The sequence below is a fragment of the Streptomyces prunicolor NBRC 13075 genome (genome assembly GCF_000367365.1).
GTDB lineage: Bacteria > Actinomycetota > Actinomycetes > Streptomycetales > Streptomycetaceae > Streptomyces > Streptomyces prunicolor.
Map to the genome: position 1 here is coordinate 1 of NZ_BARF01000109.1, position 17,545 is coordinate 17,545.

Consider the following 17,545-nt stretch of genomic DNA (forward strand, 5'->3'; position numbering starts at 1 on the left):
CCGACGGGGAGTTATCCCCTGTTGCCGCCGTTGCCGTTGCCGTTGTTGCCGCCGTTGTCGTTGCCCTGGATGAAGCCGTCGGGGAGGGAGAACGTCGGGGTCGGGGTGGTGCCGCCGTCGGTCGTGCCGGTGGTGCCGCCGTCGGTGGTCACGCCGCCGTTGTCGTTGTTCTTGCCGCCGTCGTTGCCCTTGTCCTTGTCCTTCTTGACGGGGTCCGGGATGTTGACGAGCTGGAAGTTCTCGACCTGCTTGCCCTCCAGGGCGCCGGTCATGGCGTCCTTCCAGATCGGGCCGGGGGTGTCGGCGCCGTAGACCTCGTCGTGCCAGACGCCGCCGATGCGGATGCTGGTCATCTCGATGTTCTGCTTGGCGCTGCCGACCCAGACCGCGCCGGCCAGGTTCGGGGTGTAGCCGACGAACCAGGCGTTCTTGCGGGAGTCCGTCGTACCCGTCTTACCGGCGCTCTGGCGGTCGGTGAGGCCGGCCTCCTGGCCGGTGCCGGAGTCGACCACGCCGCGCAGCACGGTGTTGATGGTGTCGGCGGTCTTCTTGCTCATCGCCCGCGAGCAGGTGGACTTGGGGACGGCGAGCGACTTCTGCTCGTTGCCCACCTTCTGGGTGATGGACTCGATGGCGATCGGGGTGCAGTACGTGCCCTCGTTGGCGAAGGCCGCGTACGCGGAGGCCATCGTCAGCGGCGAGAGGCCCTTGGAGCCGAGGGCGATGGCCGGGACCTCGGGGATCTTGTCGCCGTTGCCCTGCACGACGCCGAGCTTGTTGGTCATGCTCACCACGGGGCACAGACCGATGTCGGAGATCATCTGCACGAAGTAGGTGTTGACCGACTTGGCCATCGCCTCCTTCAGCGCGTACGGACCCTTCTCCGACTCGCTCTCGTTCTCCACGGTCGCGCCGCCGGTGTTGACCCAGTTCTTGCCGCTGCACGTCGAGACGGGGCTCGGGTAGTCCATCGAGTACGGCGCCGGGTACTGCTGGGTGGCCGGCAGGCCCTGCTCCAGCGCGGCCGCCGCGACGAACGGCTTGAACGTCGAACCGGTCGGGAAGCCGAAGTTCGAGCCGCCCATGTCGGCGTTGACCGAGTAGTTGTACTCGGTCTCGTTCTTGCCGTAGCCGTACGGCTTCGACTGGCCCATGCCGAGGATCTTGCCGGTGCCAGGCTCGACGAGGGTGGCCGCCGCGGCGACCGAGTCCGACTTGTAGATGTGCTCCTTGAGCGAGGCCTGCACCGAGTCCTGCGCCTGCGGGTCCAGGGTCGTACGGATCGTCAGGCCGCCCTGGTTCCAGATCTTCGCCCGGGCCTCCTTGGTCTTGCCGAAGACCGGGTCGCTCAGGAAGACCTTCTCGACGTACTTGCAGAAGAAGCTGGCGCCCTTCACGGCGGTGATGCAGCCGTTCTTCGGCTGGCTGACCTTCAGGCCGAGGTCGCTCTGTTCGGCCTTGAGGGCATCGGCCTTGGAGATGTCGCCGACCTCGGCCATGCGGGCCAGCACGGTGTTGCGCCGCTTCTTGGCCTCGGCCTCGTCGTTGATCGGGTCGTAGCGCGTGGGTGACTGGACGATGCCCGCGAGGAGCGCCGACTGCGGAAGGGTCAGGTCCTTGGCGTGCTTCGAGAAGTAGCGCTCGGACGCGGCCTCGACGCCGTAGGCCTGCTCTCCGAAGAAGGTGATGTTGAGGTAGTTCTCAAGGATCTTCTTCTTGCCGAGCTTCTCTTCGATCTGGATCGCGTACTTCAGCTCCTTGACCTTGCGGCCGAGCGTCTGCTGAGTGGCCTGCGCGACCTTCGTCGGGTCGTCACCGGCCTCCTCGACGAAGTAGTTCTTCACCAGCTGCTGCGTGAGGGTCGAGGCACCCTGGGAGACCCCGCCGCTCTGCGCGTTCTTGTTGAGGGCGCGCAGGACGCCCTTCAGGTCGATCGCGCCGTGCTGGTAGAAGCGCGAGTCCTCGATCGCGACGATCGCCTTCTGCATGTACGGCGAGATGTCCTTGAGCTCCACCACAGTGCGGTCACGGGAGTAGACCGAGGCGATCTGGTTGCCCTTGCTGTCCAGGATCGTGGTGCGCTGGCTCAGCTGAGGGCTCTTCAGACTGTCCGGGATGTCGTCGAACCCCTGGACCGATCCCTTGGCCGCGAGACCCAGCGCGCCGGCCGCCGGCATCGCGATTCCGGCCATGACAGCACCGGCGAGCACACTGACACCGAGGAACTTGGTGGCCTGCTGCAGAGGGGACAGACCACCACCCGAGCGCTTTTTTGGCATAGGGGCAGCCTACGTTCTCATTCGCCGGACACGTGTATAGGCCTTGGCCTAAGCTGCTCTCAACTGTCACAGCAGAGCGGTCACGTATCAATACGTCCGGCGACCCCGAATCGTTCCGGTCGTTTCCCTTTTTTTGTCGGGGGCGTGTCCGAATCCGCCTCCTGTGTCACCTGGTGCCCCTTGTGGCGCATGTCAACTGTCCCGCTTTGCCGGGAAAGTCACGCATGTCGTCAGCTCACTCCCCCGGGTGATCTGCCGCTTACCCATAGTCCGTTCGGGCCATTCAAGATTGGGCCCGAAGGGGGTGTTGCGCTGTGCCCACCTTCCGTAACGTCCTCAACTGGCGGCGGTGAATATGCCGCTGCCGCCGTGGGGGAGCCTCGATTCGGGAGAGGACGGCGCCGGTATGGGCTGGGTTACCGACTGGAGTGCGCAGGCGGCCTGCCGCACTACCGATCCGGATGAACTGTTCGTTCAAGGAGCAGCGCAGAACAGGGCGAAGGCAGTGTGCACCGGATGTCCGGTACGCACGGAGTGCCTCGCCGATGCGCTCGACAACCGCGTCGAATTCGGCGTGTGGGGAGGAATGACGGAGCGGGAGCGCCGCGCACTGCTGCGCAGGCGGCCCACTGTCACTTCATGGCGCCGGCTACTGGAGACCGCGCGTATCGAGTACGAACGAGGGGTCGGCATCATCCCCCTCGACGACGACGAGATCTACGAGAACTACGCGGCGGTGGGCTGACACCCACCGGTCCCTTCGGGGCCGACCTCGGGCGATCCCCGGGGCACGCGCCCGGAGGTTCCGCGTCAGACCTTCGTCTCGGGCAGCTCCGGCCGACCGGCCGCGAGCCGACTCCCGATGTCCCGCAGCCCCGCGAGGTCATGTACATCGCCGGGCAGCGCGGCGACTTCGGCCACCGCCACCTCGGGGTGGCGTGCGGTGAAGCGGTCACGTGTGCGCTGCTCACGGGAGAGCAGCCGCATCCGCTCGGCGTGCAACTTGAGCAGTCCTGCGGTGAGTTGTTCGACGGATCGCTCGTCGTCGGACGGCTGACCGTCCGTGTCGTCCGTGGCGGCGGACCGCTCCTGGTCCGTGTCGGCGGGGGAGCCTTCGTCAGGAGCTGCGGCGCGAGCTGTTGTCTCGGAAGCGGAAGACTCGGATGCGGGCGACTCGGAAGCCTGAGTCTCGGAAGCTGGAGATTCTGAACTGCCGTACGTGTCGGGAGAGTTACGAAGTCCAGCTTTCCCGCCCATCTGATCGACAATGCGGGACTCCTCAAGATTTTCCGCGGCGGCGAGTGCCCGCTCGGCCGACAGCCGGGCGGCTCCGCTGCCGTGCACCCGGTTGAGGACCAGACCGGCCAGCGGCATCTCCTCGGCCGCCAGCCGCTCCACGAAGTACGCGGCCTCGCGCAGCGCGTCCCGCTCCGGGGCCGCGACGACCAGGAACGCCGTCCCGGGCGCCTGGAGCAGCTTGTACGTCGCGTCCGCGCGCGTGCGGAAGCCGCCGAAGGTGGTGTCCATCGCGGCCACGAACGTCTGGACGTCCTTGAGGAGTTGACCGCCGAGCAGCTTGCCGATCGTGCCGGTCATCATCGACATGCCGACGTTCAGGAACTTCATCCCGGCCCGTCCGCCCAGCTTCGCCGGCGCGGTCAGCAGCCGGATCAACTTGCCGTCCAGGAACGAGCCGAGACGTTTCGGCGCGTCCAGGAAGTCGAGCGCCGAGCGGGACGGCGGGGTGTCCACGACGATCAGGTCCCAGTCGTGCTGGGCGCGCAACTGGCCCAGCTTCTCCATCGCCATGTACTCCTGCGTGCCCGCGAAGCCCGCCGACAGCGACTGGTAGAAGGGGTTGCTCAGGATCGCCGCCGCCCGCTCGCGGTCCGCGTGCGCCTCGACGATCTCGTCGAAGGTGCGCTTCATGTCGAGCATCATGGCGTGCAGTTCGCCGTCCCCGTCGACGCCCTTCACGCGCCTGGGGGTGTTGTCCAGCGAGTCGATGCCCATGGACTGGGCGAGCCTGCGGGCCGGGTCGATGGTCAGGACGACGACCCGGCGCCCCCGCTCGGCGGCCCGCAGCCCGAGCGCCGCCGCGGTGGTCGTCTTGCCGACCCCGCCCGAGCCGCAGCACACGACGATGCGGGTCTCCGGGTCGTCGATCAGCGGGTCGACGTCGAGCACGCGCGCGTGGGAGATGTGGTGGGAGCGGGAGTCCCGGGCGGAGGAAGCGCGGGCGGTGTCCTGCGCGGGAGAACCGTGTGAGGCGCGGGCGGGGTCCTGCGGGCGGGCCGGGTCCGGACTCATGACATCCCCTGCTTCCGCAGCTCGGTGGCGAGTTCGTACAGGCCCGCGAGGTCCATGCCCTCGGCGAGCAACGGCAGTTCGTGCAACGGAAGGCCCTGCTCGCCGAGTACGGCCCGCTGGTCGTGCTCCAGCGCGTACCGCTCGGCGTACTCCTCGGCCTGCGCGAGCAGCGGATCCACCAGCTTCTCGGCGTTGCCGCCACGTCGGGCTCCGCCGAGGCCCGCGGCGGACAGCGCCTGCGCCACGGCGGTGCGCGGGACGGCCCGTACGAGATCGAGGTCGGTCTCGTCCAGCACCTCGGGGCGGACCATGTTCACGATGATCCGGCCCACCGGCAGCCGCGCCGCCCGCAGTTCGGCGATGCCGTCCGCGGTCTCCTGGACGGGCATCTCCTCAAGCAGCGTCACCAGGTGCACGGCCGTCTCCGGTGACTTCAGCACCCGCATCACCGCCTGCGCCTGATTGTGTATCGGGCCGATCTTCGCGAGCCCGGCGACCTCGTCGTTGACGTTCAGGAAGCGGGTGATGCGGCCGGTGGGCGGCGCGTCCATCACGACGTAGTCGTAGGCGAACCGCCCGCTCTTCTCCTTGCGGCGTACGGCCTCGCAGGCCTTGCCGGTCAGGAGGACGTCCCGGAGGCCGGGCGCGACCGTGGTGGCGAAGTCGATCGCGCCGAGCTTCTTCAGGGCGCGGCCCGCGCTGCCGAGTTTGTAGAACATCTGGAGGTAGTCCAGAAGGGCCAGTTCGGGGTCGATGGCCAGGGCGTACACCTCCCCGCCCCCGGGAGCGACGGCGATCTTCCGCTCCTCATAAGGCAGCGTCTCCGTCTCGAAGAGCTGCGCGATGCCCTGGCGACCCTCGACCTCGACGAGAAGCGTCCGCTTCCCCTCGGTGGCCAGGGCCAGCGCGAGGGCCGCGGCCACCGTGGTCTTGCCGGTACCGCCCTTGCCACTGACGACCTGGAGCCTGCTCACGTCTTCGAGCCTAACCAGTCCGCGCCCGAACCAAGCGGGAGGCTGTGGATAACGCGACGGACAACGCGACCACAGACCGCCGGTTCGCAGCGGCTAAAGTCGGCCGTATGACCAAGTGGGAATACTCGACTGTGCCGCTGCTCGTCCACGCCACGAAGCAGATTCTGGACACCTGGGGCGAGGACGGCTGGGAGCTCGTCCAGGTCGTGCCCGGGCCGAACAACCCCGAGCAACTGGTGGCCTACCTCAAGCGGGAGAAGGCATGAGTGCCGTCGAGGCCCGGCTGGCCGAGCTCGGTCTGACCCTGCCGGCGGTCGTCCCGCCGCTCGCCGCGTACCAGCCCGCCGTGCAGAGCGGTGTCTACGTCTACACCTCGGGCCAGTTGCCCATGGTGGACGGCAAGCTTCCGGTCACCGGCAAGGTGGGTGGTGAGGTCACCGCCGAGGAGGCCAAGGAACTTGCCCGCACCTGCGCGCTGAACGCCCTCGCCGCCGTCAAGTCCGTCGCCGGTGACCTGGACCGCATCGCGCGCGTGGTGAAGGTCGTCGGCTTCGTCGCCTCGGCCTCCGACTTCACCGGCCAGCCCGGCGTGATCAACGGCGCCAGCGAACTCCTCGGCGAGGTCCTCGGCGACAAGGGCGTGCACGCGCGGAGCGCGGTCGGCGTGGCGGTACTGCCGCTGGACTCACCGGTCGAGGTCGAGATCCAGGTGGAGCTGACGGAGGCGTAGTCGCTGTCCCGGGGTGCGCGATCGGGCGTCATGGCTGTCCTGGGGTACGTGTTGTTGCCTCTCGAACATCCGCGCACTACGGGATAGCCTCCGCCCATGGCGAACGGTCAGTGGTTCCCGGCGGAGTGGCCCGAGCGCATCCAGGCGCTCGCGGAGGGCCGGCTCACGCCGGTGGAGCCCAGGCGGGCGGCCACCGTGATGCTCCTCAAGGACACCGGTACCGACACCGGCCCCGCCGTCCACATGCTGCGCAGACGCGCCTCCATGGCCTTCGCCGGGGGCGCGTACGCGTACCCGGGCGGCGGTGTCGACCCGCGCGACGACGACCACCATGTCCGCTGGGCGGGCCCCACGCGCGCGTGGTGGGCGAACCGGCTGGGCGTCGACGAGACGTCGGCCCAGGCGATCGTGTGCGCGGCGGTCCGGGAGACGTACGAGGAGGCGGGCGTCCTGCTCGCCGGCCCGACCCCCGACTCGGTCGTCGGCGACACCACGGGCGCCGCCTGGGAGACGGACCGCGCCGCCCTGGTCGCCCGTGACCTGTCCTTCGCGGAGTTCCTCGACCGCCGCGGCCTGGTCCTGCGCTCCGACCTGCTGGGCGCGTGGGCCCGCTGGATCACCCCGGAATTCGAGACCCGCCGCTACGACACCTGGTTCTTCGTCGCCGTCCTCCCGGAGGGCCAGCGCACCCGCAACGCCTCCACGGAGGCCGACCGCACGGTGTGGATCACCCCGGGCGAGGCGGCGTCGTCGTACGACAAGGGCGACCTGACGATGATGCCGCCGACCATCGCGACCCTGCGCGGCCTGATCCCGTACGGCAGCGCGGCCGAGGCGTTGTCGTCGGCCCCGGAGCGTGATCTGACGCCTGTCCTCGCCCAGGCCCGCCTGGAGGGCGGCGAGGTCGTCCTGTCCTGGCCGGGCCACGAGGAGTTCACGAAGCGCATCCCTACCGGTGGGACACCCGCATGACCACCCCACCCCCACCCGACCCCACAGAAGGCGCCCCCGCATGACCGACGCAGCCGCCCTCCCCGGCCAGCCACGTGGCGGGGTTCTCACCGGCCCCGCCACCGCCCGTGCCGTCAACGTGCTCGCGCCCAACGCGTCCGCGATGACGCTGGACGGGACCAACACGTGGATCGTCGCGGAGCCGGATTCCGAGTTGGCGGTGGTGATCGATCCGGGGCCGTTGGACGAGGGACATCTGCGCAACGTCGTCGACACCGCCGAGAAGGCGGGCAAGCGGGTCGCGCTGACCCTGTTGACGCACGGGCACCCCGACCACGCCGAAGGTGCCGTTCGGTTCGCCGAGCTGACGGACACGAAGGTGCGCGCGCTGGATCCGGCTCTGCGGCTCGGGGACGAGGGGCTCGCCGCCGGGAACGTGATCCGGGTCGGCGGCCTGGAGCTGGTCGTCGTGTCGACGCCCGGGCACACCGGAGACTCCCTGTGCTTCCATCTCCCGGCCGATCAGGCCGTCCTGACCGGGGACACCATCCTGGGGCGCGGTACGACCGTCGTGGCGCATCCTGACGGCCGCCTGGGGGACTACCTGGACTCGCTGCGGCGACTGCGGTCCCTCACGGTCGACGACGGCGTCCACACCGTCCTGCCGGGGCACGGGCCCGTCCTGGAGGACGCGCAGGGTGCCGTCGAGTTCTATCTCGCCCACCGCGCCCACCGGCTGGCCCAGATCGAGACGGCCGTCGAGAACGGCCACCGGAGCCCGGCCGAGATCGTCGCCCACGTGTACGCGGACGTCGACCGCTCCCTGTGGCCGGCGGCGGAACTGTCCGTACGGGCCCAGTTGGACTACCTGAGGGAACACGGCCTGATCTAGGCGATGTCGTCCGGGCGCGGTGCCTTCACGCCGTGCACGCGCGCGTACTCCTTGGCCAGCCACGGGCCCAGGTCATCGACGTACGACCGCAGGACGCCCGCGTCGCCCATCGGGTCGTATCCGCACTCCGCCGCCCTGCGCAGGGCCTCCGCCCGCTCCGGGTAGTACGCGGCAAACGCCTTCGCCATCTCCTGTAGGTCGCTGGTCCAGCCGTTCCAGCGGGGCATGACGAGGGTGAAGCCGGTGCGGACCAGACGCCGGGACATGTAGCGCACCAGGGGGCGCCGGGCCTCGTCCGTGTCCTCGGCCGTGGCGATGCGCTCGCGCCAGCGGGGGAGCAGCAGGGCCAGGTCGCCGTTCGTCTCCCGAGCGAGCAGGGAGTCGGGGCGGTAGCGGGGCAGGTCCTCGGCCAGGTCCTCGCCGAGCAGCGGGGTGCACAGGCACGCGACGAACCACCCCAGGTCGTACGTCTCCGGCTCGCTCAGCAGCCGTGCCCGGCCGTGCACCAGCGTGCCGACCCCGTCGATCTCCGGGAACTCCTTGTCGAGCGCCTCGCCGAGGTTCCGGGCCTCGGCGCGGTCCTTCTCGGTGGGCTCCTGCCGGGTCACCACGAGCAGGTCCAGATCGCTGCGCCCCACGCGCGCGGTGCCGCGCGGGATCGACCCGTAGAGGTACGCGCTGTTGAGGCGTCCCCCGTAGAGGTCGATCAGCCGGTCGCGCGCGGCGGCGACGACCGGTCGGAAGGCGTGCGGGATGCGCCCCAGGGAGCCCTCGCGCTCGATGTATCCCTGGGCGTCGAGTCCTCTGTGGCGGACCGTTTCGGGCATGGGGTCACTGTGCCGGGAAACGGGTCCCCGGGGAGCGCTTTTGCGATCGTGCAACGGGGTCATCTCCAGCGGAACATCCGTAACCCGTGGCTGTAGTCGCCGGCTTCGCAGCCCACCGCGATCAGGTCGCCGGACGCGGCGACGAGCGGGTCGAAGGCGGTGCCGCGCAGCCTGCGGTGGGCCACCACCCGGCCGTCGGCGGGGTCGAGGACGCTGAGGCGACCGCCGTACTCGTGCACGACCAGCAGCCGGCCGCGGTGGGCGAAGACGGCGTCCTGGTAGGTCTCCTTGCCGTGCCACTCCCACAGGAGCTCGCCCGAGGAGAGGGAGTACGCCCCGAGCCGGTTGCCCCGGTCGAGCTCGGCCCTGTCCCGGGGGACCAGGCCTACCACCAGGACGTCACCGGTCACGGCGACCCGCTCGCCGAACCGCTCGTAGCCGTCCGGCAGCGCCAGCGTCACGCCCTCCGTACCGCCGTCGTCCAGGAAGAGGAGCCGGTGCCCGCCGCGCGCGCCGCGTGTCTTCAGGACCGCGACGAAGGGGTCCGCGCTGAGGACGGACACGCTCTCCACGCGCGCGTCCGTGACGTCGTACTTCCACCGGATCTCGCCCGTGTCCACGTCCAGGGCGCGCATCACGGGCCGCGTCTCCCAGTCCTTCCAGGACTCGCCGGTCGTCGCGACGAGTCCCCCGCCGAGGGCGACCTTGGCCGGGAGGTGCCCCAGGGGGGCCGCGTCCTGTTTCCGGCGGCGTACGACCTCGCCCGTGCCGATGGCCAGCCAGGTCAGGCCGACGCGTTTCGCGTCCCGGCGCCCGTCGTCGTAGTGCATCACCACCCCCACGCCGTCCACGGCGTCGGCGGACACCAGGCCGACGACCTGGTCACCGGGCGGCTGCCAGGTCCACAGTGGTTGGCCCGTGGCGGTCCGGAACGCCTGTACGCCGTCGGTGCGGGCGATGACGACGGTGTCGTCCGTCAGCCACAGGCCCAGTGGCTTTCCGTCGAGGTCGCCCGTCGCGTCGGGCGTTCTCCACAGTCGGCGCGCCGATCTTCGCCACCAGGAGTGTTTCCAGGCCGAATCCGACGCCTTGTCCTCGTACATCCCCACCCCTGGTGATACGCGAAGGGCCCCGCCGCCGAGCGAGGCCCTTCCACACGTACGAAAAGTACGAACTATGAAACTAGCGCGAGCGCTTCGCCAGCCGCTCGACGTCCAGCAGGATCACCGCGCGGGCCTCCAGGCGCAGCCAGCCGCGGCCCGCGAAGTCGGCGAGGGCCTTGTTGACCGTCTCGCGGGACGCGCCGACCAGCTGGGCCAGTTCCTCCTGCGTGAGGTCGTGCACCACGTGGATGCCCTCCTCGGACTGCACGCCGAAGCGGCGGGAGAGGTCCAGCAGGGCGCGGGCCACGCGGCCGGGGACGTCCGAGAAGACCAGGTCGGACATCGCGTCGTTGGTCTTGCGCAGGCGGCGGGCGACCGCGCGCAGCAGCGCGGAGGCCACCTCGGGGCGGGCGCTCAGCCAGGGCTGGAGGTCGCCGTGGCCCAGGCCCAGCAGCTTGACCTCGGTCAGCGCGCTGGCGGTCGCCGTACGCGGGCCCGGGTCGAACAGCGACAGCTCGCCGATCAGCTCGCCGGGGCCGAGGACGGCCAGCATGTTCTCGCGGCCGTCCGGGGAGGTGCGGTGAAGCTTCACCTTGCCCTCGGTGACCACATAGAGCCGGTCGCCGGGGTCGCCCTCGTGAAAGAGGGAGTCCCCGCGCGCGAGGGTCACCTCACTCATGGAGGCGCGCAGCTCCGCGGCCTGATCGTCATCGAGCGCCGCGAAGAGCGGGGCGCGCCGCAGAACGTCGTCCACGAGTTCTCTCCTTGTCGACCTGCTCAGGGGATGGTGCTCCCCCTTGTTACCAGGGGACCGTGCTCCCCATTTTGCTGGACCGTCCAAACAGTGTGATCTGTCACAAGGATGCCGCACTGGTGTCCCGAGGTAAGCGGCAGGGGTCCAATTGGGGGCCGATCTTCGGGGTCCGGGGCGGATGTCAGTGCCGGGCTCTAGGCTGGCCGGGTGTCCAAATCGCCGGTGAGAGCACAGGCCAAGGGGGCTGGGCGGATGGTTGTACCTCGTGATTCCGCTGTGGGCGAACAGGGCCCTGACGGCGGTAAGAAAGCGGCAAAGGTGACAAAAGTATCGGCGCGGAAGACGGCGGTCACGGGGAAGGCGGCGGTCACGGCGGGCATGAAGACCGAGTCGCACACCGCCCTCGTCCGCCGCGCCCGCCGCATCAATCGCGAACTGGCCGAGATCTATCCGTACGCCCACCCGGAGCTCGACTTCGAGAACCCCTTCCAGCTCGTCGTCGCCACGGTCCTGTCCGCCCAGACGACCGACCTGAGGGTCAACCAGACGACCCCGGCGCTGTTCGCCAAGTACCCGACCCCCGAGGACCTGGCCGCCGCCGACCCGGAGCAGGTCGAGGAGATCCTCCGCCCGACCGGGTTCTTCCGGGCCAAGACCAAGTCGGTCATAGGGCTCTCCAAGGCCCTGGTGGCCGACTTCGGCGGCGAGGTGCCCGGCCGCCTCGAAGATCTCGTCAAGCTGCCCGGTGTGGGCCGCAAGACCGCCTTCGTGGTGCTCGGCAACGCCTTCGGGCGGCCCGGCATCACCGTGGACACGCACTTCCAGCGGCTCGTACGGCGCTGGAAGTGGACCGAGGCGACCGAGCCCGACAAGATCGAGGCCGCCGTGGGAGCGCTCTTCCCGAAGAGCGACTGGACGATGCTGTCCCACCACGTGATCTTCCACGGCCGCCGGATCTGCCACGCCCGCAAGCCCGCCTGCGGCGCCTGCCCCATCGCCCCGCTCTGCCCGGCGTACGGCGAGGGCGAGACCGACCCGGAGAAGGCGAAGAAGCTGCTCAAGTACGAGAAGGGCGGCTATCCGGGCCAGCGCCTGAACCCGCCGCAGGCCTATCTGGACGCGGGCGGCAAACCGGCGCCGCCGCTGGGATCGGCGTGACCGGGTCGGCGTGACGGGGACCGGCGTGACATCGGGGGCCGGATGACGGAACGATCTCGGAGGTATCGGGCGTTGATCAGTGGGAACGGGGGTGGGGGATGACACGCGCGAGCAATACCCAGGGTGTGGTGCTCAGCAAGGACGGGCTGCCGGACTGGCTGGATCCGGTGGTGCACGCCGTGGAGACGGTCGAGCCACTGCAGCTGAGCCGGTTCCTGCCGCCGGAGGACGGGGCGGGGCGGCAGTCGGCGGTGCTGATCCTCTTCGGGGAGGGCGACGGCGATCAGGGGCCCGAACTGCTGCTCATGGAGCGGTCGAGCTCGCTCCGGTCGCATGCGGGGCAGCCGTCCTTCCCCGGTGGTGCCCTCGACCCCGAGGACGGTGATCCGACGGGCGACGGGCCCTTGCGGGCCGCTCTCCGCGAGGCCGAGGAGGAGACCGGGCTCGACCCGGCCGGAGTGCAGCTCTTCGGGGTGCTGCCCAAGCTGTACATCCCGGTGAGCGGCTTCGTGGTGACGCCGGTGCTGGGCTGGTGGCGGGAGCCGACTCCGGTCGGCGTGGTCGATCCGAACGAGACGGCGCGCGTGTTCACGGTCCCCGTGGCGGATCTCACGGATCCGGCCAACAGAGTCACCGTCACGCACCCCAGCGGCTTCCTGGGTCCGGCATTTCTGGTCGAATCGACCCTCGTCTGGGGCTTCACGGCCGGAGTCATCGACCGCCTGCTGCACTACTCCGGTTGGGAGCGGCCCTGGGACCCCGAGAAGCAGGTCCCCCTCGACTGGCGGTCATGACAAGGTGTCCGTCGTGCTGTGTCTTCCCGGGGGACAACCCCCGGACCCCCGGCGGACCTATGGTGATCGCGAAGTGATGAGGCGAGGCTCGAACCGGTGAACGTGCTGGACATCCTGTTGCTGGTCGCCGCCGTGTGGTTCGCGATCGTGGGCTATCGCCAGGGGTTCGTCGTCGGCATCCTGTCGGTGATCGGGTTCCTGGGCGGCGGTCTCGTCGCCGTGTACACGCTGCCCGTGATCTGGGACGCGCTGACCGAGAAGTCCGAGGTCAGCACCACCGCGGCCGTCGTCGCGGTCATCATCGTCATCGTCTGCGCCTCCGTCGGCCAGGCCCTGACCACCCACCTGGGCAACAAGCTGCGCCGGTACATCACCTGGTCCCCGGCCCGCGCCCTGGACGCGACCGGCGGCGCCCTCGTCAACGTCCTCGCGATGCTTCTGGTCGCCTGGCTGATCGGCTCCGCGCTGGCCGGCACCACCCTGCCGACGCTCGGCAAGGAGGTCCGCAGCTCCAAGGTGCTGCTGGGGGTCTCCCGGGCGCTGCCCTCGCAGGCCGACACCTGGTTCGCGGACTTCTCCTCCGTCCTCGCGCAGAACGGCTTCCCGCAGGTCTTCAGCCCGTTCGCGAACGAGCCGATCAACGACGTCCAGCCGCCCGACCCGGCCCTCGCCTCCAGCGCGGTCGCCACCCGCGCCCAGCAGTCCATCGTCAAGGTCATGGGCACCGCCCAGAGCTGCGGCAAGGTCCTGGAGGGCTCCGGCTTCGTCTTCGGCGACCGCCGCGTGATGACCAACGCGCACGTCGTCGGCGGCGTCGACGAACCCACCGTCCAGATAGGCGGCCAGGGCCGCAAGTACGACGCCAAGGTCGTCCTCTACGACTGGCACCGCGACATCGCCGTACTCGACGTACCGGACCTGAAGGCGCGCTCCCTGCAGTTCGCGACCAAGGACGCGGTGAGCGGCAACAGCGCGATCGTGGCCGGCTTCCCGGAGAACGGGTCGTACGACGTCCGGGCCGCACGCGTGCGTGGCCGCATCACGGCCAACGGCCCGGACATCTACCACCGCGGCACGGTCCGCCGCGATGTGTACTCCCTCTACGCGACCGTCCGCCAGGGCAACTCCGGGGGCCCGCTGCTGACGCCCGAGGGCAAGGTGTACGGCGTGGTCTTCGCGAAGTCCCTCGACGACCCCGACACCGGGTACGCGCTCACCGCGGACGAGATCCAGCCGGACATCGTCAAGGGGCGTACCGCCAACGAGCAGGTGGACAGCGACAGTTGCGCGCTGTGAGCCCGGCTTTTTAAAGGGGGGCTGCGTCAGCCTCGAGGATGACGCAGCCGTACCGAGACCCAGCGGGCCCGGCGGCGCAGAATGCGCGGGATTCCCACCCTGAGGTCTGTGCCCTGGAGTTGCGGGGCGCCCCGTTGGTGGGAGCTCAGACCGTGGTCCGAGCGGCGATTGCGTGCTGCGTCACTGTAGTCGTGCGTCCAGCCCATACCCCTCCGTCTGCCCCTGCCCCAAGGTCGATAACCACCCCTTGGGGGCCCAATTGGCGTATGCGCGAGGCAAGTGGCCGTTCGTAGGACAGGTGTTCAGATCCGGATACCGGGCGCAGCGGGACGGTCACTGACCGGTCATCGACGGGTCATCGATGGGTCATTGGTAGGTCCGTGGTGGGTCACCGGTCGGGTTCGGGATCCTGCAGCCAGTTGACCAGTTCGGTCGAGAAGGCCGCCGGGTCCTCCTCGTGCGGGAAGTGCCCCAGCCCGTCGAACAGCCGCCAGCGGTACGGCGCTTCGACGTACTCCCCGGAACCGGCCGCGCTGCGGGTGCGCAGCACCGGGTCGAGCGAGCCGTGCAGATGCAGCGTCGGCACCCGCACCGGCCGCTTCATGCGCCGGTTGAACTGGATGCCGTCCGGGCGTGCCATCGACCGCACCATCCAGCGGTACGGCTCGATCGAGCAGTGCGCGGTCGACGGGATCAGCATGGCCCGCCGGTACGCCTCGACCGCCTCGTCGTCGGGCAGGCTCGCCCCGGACCAGTCCCGGATCAGCTTGCCCACCAACTCGGCGTCCTCGGCGAGGAGTTGCCGCTCGGGGAGCCATGGGCGCTGGAACCCCCAGATGTAGGAACTCGCCGTGGACTGCCTGACGTCGGAGAGCATCGCGTTGCGCCAGCGCCGGGGATGCGGCATCGAGGAGACGGCGAGCCGACGCACCAGCTTGGGGCGCATCGCCGCCGCCGTCCACGCCAGATAGCCGCCCAGGTCATGGCCGACGAGCGCGGCATCCGGCTCACCGAGGGAGCGGATCACGCCGGTGACGTCGAGGGCGAGGTTGGCCGGGTCGTAGCCGCGGGGGGTGCGGTCGCTGCCGCCGACGCCCCGCAGGTCCATGGCGACGGCCCGGAACCCGGCGTCGGCCAGCGCGCCCAGCTGGTGCCGCCAGGTCCACCAGAACTGGGGGAAGCCGTGCAGCAGCAGCACCAGCGGCCCGTCGCCCACCTCCGCGATGTGGAAGCGGGCGCCGTTGGCCGCGACATCCCGGTGGGTCACCTCGCGCCCGCCGGGAATGTCGAGCCGTACGACCGAAGCAGGTTGTGTCCAAGGATGGGCGGGGTCCGTCATGAGGTCGAGCGTGCCACAGCCTCGATGGCTTCGGGGACACGGTCCTCGATCGCCGCGCGGGGATGCGGCTTGGCGTTGCCCAGGACGCCCGCGGTCTCCTTGACCGAAGCGGCCACCTTCTGCGGGCCCTTGCTCTTCGCCGCCTTCTTAAAGAAGAGCACGCCCACCAGCCCGAGGACGATCGCGACGAGCACGTTCGCGGCGAAGGAGAGCAGGAAGCAGAGCGCCATGTTCCAGCCGCTCCAGGTCCGAATCCCGTACGCCAGTGCGAAGTTGAGCATCGGCAGGGAGAACAGCAGCACCACCGCGGCGACCGTGAACGCGCCGCCGCCCGCGACACCGCGCTTGACGTCCTGCTTGAGCTGCGCCTTCGCCAGCGCGATCTCGTCGTGCACCAGCGCGGACATCTCGGTCGTCGCCGAGGCGAACAACTGGCCGATGCTGCGTTCGGCGCCGACCGGGCTGCCGTCGGGTGCGCTCATCGCGTACTCCCTCATCTGCATCTGTTTGTACCGTCTGGTCAGATCATGCCGGACCGTCGTTGTCCTCGCCTGCCCCGCCCGCCACTTCGGCAAGCCCGCGTCGCTCGGCGGCCTTCACCTCGGCGAGCCTGCGGTGCTCGGCGGCCTTGCGCTCGTGGATCTCCGCCATGCGCAGGTGGTACGACGGCTCGTCCTGCTCGTAGATGTCGGGGATGCCGTCGAGGTCCTCGTCGCGCTCCTCGTCCTCGTACATCCTGCGGTACCTGGCGTTGCGCAGCTTGAGCAACACGGTCGCGCCGAGGGCCGCGATGACGGAGCCGACGAGGACGGCCGCCTTGACCTCGTCGGTGAGCATCTGGTCGCCGTCGAACGCGAGTTCCCCGATGAGCAGCGACACGGTGAAGCCGATGCCGGCCAGCGAGGCGACCGCGAACACGTCCGGCCAGGCGAGGTCGTCGCTGAGTGAGGCCCGGGTGAAACGGGCCGTCAGCCAGGTCCCGCCGAAGATCCCGACCGCCTTTCCTACGACCAGTCCGAGGACCACGCCCAAGGTCTCGGGCTTCGTGAATACGTCACCCAGCGCGCCGCCCGAGATGGCGACCCCGGCGCTGAACAGCGCGAACAGCGGCACCGCGAGGCCCGCCGACAGGGGCCGTACGAGATGTTCGACGTGCTCGCCGGGGGAGTGCTTCTCGTCCTCGCGGGTGGTGCAGCGCAGCATGAGGCCCATCGCGACACCGGCGATCGTCGCGTGGACGCCGCTGTTGTACATCAGCGCCCAGATGACGAGCGCCAGCGGGACGTAGACGTACCAGCCGCGCACGCCCTTGCGCAGCAGCAGCCAGAAGACGGCGAGGCCCACGGCCGCCCCGGCGAGCGCCACGAAGTCGATGCCGGCTGTGAAGAAGATCGCGATGATCAGGATCGCGAAGAGGTCGTCGACGACGGCGAGGGTGAGCAGGAAGGCGCGCAGCGCGCTCGGCAGGGAGGTGCCGATGACCGCGAGGACGGCGAGCGCGAAGGCGATGTCGGTGGCCGTCGGCACCGCCCAGCCCTGGAGGGAGCCGCCGCCGGTGAGGTTGGTGAGCGTGTAGACGAGTGCCGGTACGGCCATCCCGCACAGGGCCGCCACGACGGGCAGGGCGGCGGCCTTGGGGTCGCGCAGGTCGCCGGCGACGAGTTCGCGCTTGAGCTCGATGCCGGCGACGAAGAAGAAGACGGCGAGGAGGCCGTCGGCGGCCCAGTGGGCGACCGAGAGGTGCAGGCCGAGGGCGCCGGGGCCGAAGTGGTAGTGGCTGACGCTCTCGTAGCTGTCGTGCAGGGCGGGGACGTTCGCCCAGATCAGCGCCGTGACCGCGGCGATCAGGAGGAGGACACCACCGACGGTCTCGGTGCGCAGCGCGTCCGCGACGTAGTTCCGCTCGGGCAGGGACAGCCGTCCGAGCACTTTGCGGGCGGTGGTGGGGCGGGGCGCGGTCACGGGGAGACCTCCGGGGTGGCGGGCAGCACAGAGCACTTGCCGACCAGACTTCCCGGCGCACCTTGTCGCGTCCTTGACGCTTTACTTAGCTTACCTAAGGTGCGGCGGGATGGGTCCTGCGGATCTCACGTCTACGGGTTCTACGGGTCTCACGTTATGCGCGAAAGGGGCGCCCG

Annotated in this window: 18 protein-coding genes; 8 read left to right on the forward strand and 10 right to left on the reverse strand. The window is 69.8% G+C overall.

Annotated elements, in window-relative coordinates:
• Nucleotides 1-11: 11 nt before the first annotated feature.
• Complete coding sequence (locus tag SPR02S_RS45635) at nucleotides 12-2,279, reverse strand: transglycosylase domain-containing protein (protein ID WP_019063744.1); 2,268 nt, start codon at nucleotides 2,277-2,279, stop codon at nucleotides 12-14.
• 406 nt (nucleotides 2,280-2,685) lie between these two features.
• Between SPR02S_RS45635 and wblA the strand changes: the two genes are divergently transcribed.
• The gene (wblA, locus tag SPR02S_RS45640; protein ID WP_019063745.1) at nucleotides 2,686-3,024 is read left to right on the forward strand and encodes a transcriptional regulator WblA; all 339 of its coding nucleotides are present in this window, start codon (nucleotides 2,686-2,688) and stop codon (nucleotides 3,022-3,024) included.
• A 65-nt stretch (nucleotides 3,025-3,089) separates the two neighbouring features.
• Here the strand turns inward: wblA and bagB are convergent, their stop codons facing one another.
• Entirely contained in the window at nucleotides 3,090-4,589 is a 1,500-nt protein-coding gene (gene bagB, locus SPR02S_RS45645; RefSeq protein WP_019063746.1) for an ATPase BagB, read from the reverse strand.
• Entirely contained in the window at nucleotides 4,586-5,563 is a 978-nt protein-coding gene (gene bagA / locus SPR02S_RS45650) for an ATPase BagA (RefSeq protein WP_019063747.1), read from the reverse strand. Before bagA ends, bagB begins: the two co-directional genes overlap by 4 nt.
• Before the next feature lie 107 nt (nucleotides 5,564-5,670).
• Here bagA and sp36 point away from each other — a divergent pair, with 107 nt between their 5' ends.
• The 4 genes from sp36 to SPR02S_RS45670 all read left to right on the forward strand — a co-directional run bounded on the left by sp36 (nucleotide 5,671) and on the right by SPR02S_RS45670 (nucleotide 8,136).
• Nucleotides 5,671-5,829 carry a Sp36 family protein gene (sp36, locus tag SPR02S_RS61985; protein ID WP_019063748.1) on the forward strand — a complete coding sequence of 53 codons (159 nt, stop codon included), beginning with the start codon at nucleotides 5,671-5,673 and terminating at the stop codon, nucleotides 5,827-5,829.
• On the forward strand, nucleotides 5,826-6,293 hold the full coding sequence (locus SPR02S_RS45660; protein WP_019063749.1) for a RidA family protein: 468 nt from the start codon (nucleotides 5,826-5,828) through the stop codon (nucleotides 6,291-6,293). Before sp36 ends, SPR02S_RS45660 begins: the two co-directional genes overlap by 4 nt.
• A 96-nt stretch (nucleotides 6,294-6,389) precedes the next feature.
• A complete protein-coding gene (locus SPR02S_RS45665) occupies nucleotides 6,390-7,265 on the forward strand; it encodes an NUDIX hydrolase (RefSeq protein ID WP_019063750.1) in 876 nt (291 codons plus the stop codon).
• A 40-nt stretch (nucleotides 7,266-7,305) separates the two neighbouring features.
• Nucleotides 7,306-8,136, forward strand: a complete 831-nt coding sequence (locus SPR02S_RS45670) for an MBL fold metallo-hydrolase (RefSeq protein WP_019063751.1) — start codon at nucleotides 7,306-7,308, stop codon at nucleotides 8,134-8,136.
• On the opposite strand, the gene SPR02S_RS45675 is transcribed toward SPR02S_RS45670, so the two are convergent.
• From SPR02S_RS45675 to SPR02S_RS45685, 3 genes are all read right to left on the reverse strand, one after another.
• Nucleotides 8,133-8,963 carry a nucleotidyltransferase domain-containing protein gene (locus SPR02S_RS45675; protein WP_019063752.1) on the reverse strand — a complete coding sequence of 277 codons (831 nt, stop codon included), beginning with the start codon at nucleotides 8,961-8,963 and terminating at the stop codon, nucleotides 8,133-8,135. The genes SPR02S_RS45670 and SPR02S_RS45675 overlap by 4 nt on opposite strands.
• Before the next feature lie 59 nt (nucleotides 8,964-9,022).
• Entirely contained in the window at nucleotides 9,023-10,066 is a 1,044-nt protein-coding gene (locus tag SPR02S_RS45680) for an outer membrane protein assembly factor BamB family protein (protein ID WP_019063753.1), read from the reverse strand.
• Nucleotides 10,067-10,145: 79 nt separating this feature from the next.
• Nucleotides 10,146-10,820: a Crp/Fnr family transcriptional regulator gene (locus SPR02S_RS45685; RefSeq protein WP_019063754.1), complete on the reverse strand. Its 675-nt coding sequence runs from the start codon at nucleotides 10,818-10,820 to the stop codon at nucleotides 10,146-10,148.
• A gap of 252 nt (nucleotides 10,821-11,072) precedes the next feature.
• Here SPR02S_RS45685 and nth point away from each other — a divergent pair, with 252 nt between their 5' ends.
• From nth to SPR02S_RS45700, 3 genes are all read left to right on the forward strand, one after another.
• Nucleotides 11,073-11,978: an endonuclease III gene (gene nth / locus SPR02S_RS45690; protein ID WP_078623197.1), complete on the forward strand. Its 906-nt coding sequence runs from the start codon at nucleotides 11,073-11,075 to the stop codon at nucleotides 11,976-11,978.
• Between the two features lie 98 nt (nucleotides 11,979-12,076).
• A complete protein-coding gene (locus tag SPR02S_RS45695) occupies nucleotides 12,077-12,772 on the forward strand; it encodes an NUDIX hydrolase (RefSeq protein ID WP_019063756.1) in 696 nt (231 codons plus the stop codon).
• Nucleotides 12,773-12,868: 96 nt separating this feature from the next.
• Nucleotides 12,869-14,068 (forward strand): MarP family serine protease, encoded by a 1,200-nt coding sequence (locus SPR02S_RS45700; protein WP_019063757.1) that lies wholly within the window; start codon nucleotides 12,869-12,871, stop codon nucleotides 14,066-14,068.
• A gap of 26 nt (nucleotides 14,069-14,094) precedes the next feature.
• Here the strand turns inward: SPR02S_RS45700 and SPR02S_RS65360 are convergent, their stop codons facing one another.
• The 4 genes from SPR02S_RS65360 to nhaA form a co-directional block, all read right to left on the reverse strand.
• On the reverse strand, nucleotides 14,095-14,274 hold the full coding sequence (locus SPR02S_RS65360) for a hypothetical protein (protein ID WP_078623198.1): 180 nt from the start codon (nucleotides 14,272-14,274) through the stop codon (nucleotides 14,095-14,097).
• Nucleotides 14,275-14,456: 182 nt separating this feature from the next.
• Nucleotides 14,457-15,407, reverse strand: coding sequence for an alpha/beta fold hydrolase (locus SPR02S_RS45705; protein ID WP_019063758.1), 951 nt, complete (start codon nucleotides 15,405-15,407; stop codon nucleotides 14,457-14,459).
• Complete coding sequence (locus SPR02S_RS45710) at nucleotides 15,404-15,889, reverse strand: phage holin family protein (RefSeq protein WP_026151479.1); 486 nt, start codon at nucleotides 15,887-15,889, stop codon at nucleotides 15,404-15,406. The genes SPR02S_RS45705 and SPR02S_RS45710 overlap by 4 nt, the downstream gene beginning before the upstream one ends.
• A 43-nt stretch (nucleotides 15,890-15,932) precedes the next feature.
• Entirely contained in the window at nucleotides 15,933-17,369 is a 1,437-nt protein-coding gene (gene nhaA / locus SPR02S_RS45715; RefSeq protein WP_019063760.1) for a Na+/H+ antiporter NhaA, read from the reverse strand.
• Between the last annotated feature and the right edge of the window lie 176 nt (nucleotides 17,370-17,545).

Bases quoted from the DNA above. Each gene is read 5' to 3' on its own strand.
- SPR02S_RS45635 (WP_019063744.1), bottom strand. From the start codon at position 2,279: ATGCCAAAAAAGCGCTCGGGTGGTGGTCTGTCCCCTCTGCAGCAGGCC.
- wblA (WP_019063745.1), top strand. From the start codon at position 2,686: ATGGGCTGGGTTACCGACTGGAGTGCGCAGGCGGCCTGCCGCACTACC.
- bagB (WP_019063746.1), bottom strand. From the start codon at position 4,589: ATGAGTCCGGACCCGGCCCGCCCGCAGGACCCCGCCCGCGCCTCACAC.
- sp36 (WP_019063748.1), top strand. From the start codon at position 5,671: ATGACCAAGTGGGAATACTCGACTGTGCCGCTGCTCGTCCACGCCACG.
- SPR02S_RS45660 (WP_019063749.1), top strand. From the start codon at position 5,826: ATGAGTGCCGTCGAGGCCCGGCTGGCCGAGCTCGGTCTGACCCTGCCG.
- SPR02S_RS45665 (WP_019063750.1), top strand. From the start codon at position 6,390: ATGGCGAACGGTCAGTGGTTCCCGGCGGAGTGGCCCGAGCGCATCCAG.
- SPR02S_RS45670 (WP_019063751.1), top strand. From the start codon at position 7,306: ATGACCGACGCAGCCGCCCTCCCCGGCCAGCCACGTGGCGGGGTTCTC.
- SPR02S_RS45675 (WP_019063752.1), bottom strand. From the start codon at position 8,963: ATGCCCGAAACGGTCCGCCACAGAGGACTCGACGCCCAGGGATACATC.
- SPR02S_RS45680 (WP_019063753.1), bottom strand. From the start codon at position 10,066: ATGTACGAGGACAAGGCGTCGGATTCGGCCTGGAAACACTCCTGGTGG.
- nth (WP_078623197.1), top strand. From the start codon at position 11,073: ATGGTTGTACCTCGTGATTCCGCTGTGGGCGAACAGGGCCCTGACGGC.
- SPR02S_RS45695 (WP_019063756.1), top strand. From the start codon at position 12,077: ATGACACGCGCGAGCAATACCCAGGGTGTGGTGCTCAGCAAGGACGGG.
- SPR02S_RS65360 (WP_078623198.1), bottom strand. From the start codon at position 14,274: ATGGGCTGGACGCACGACTACAGTGACGCAGCACGCAATCGCCGCTCG.
- SPR02S_RS45705 (WP_019063758.1), bottom strand. From the start codon at position 15,407: ATGACGGACCCCGCCCATCCTTGGACACAACCTGCTTCGGTCGTACGG.
- SPR02S_RS45710 (WP_026151479.1), bottom strand. From the start codon at position 15,889: ATGAGCGCACCCGACGGCAGCCCGGTCGGCGCCGAACGCAGCATCGGC.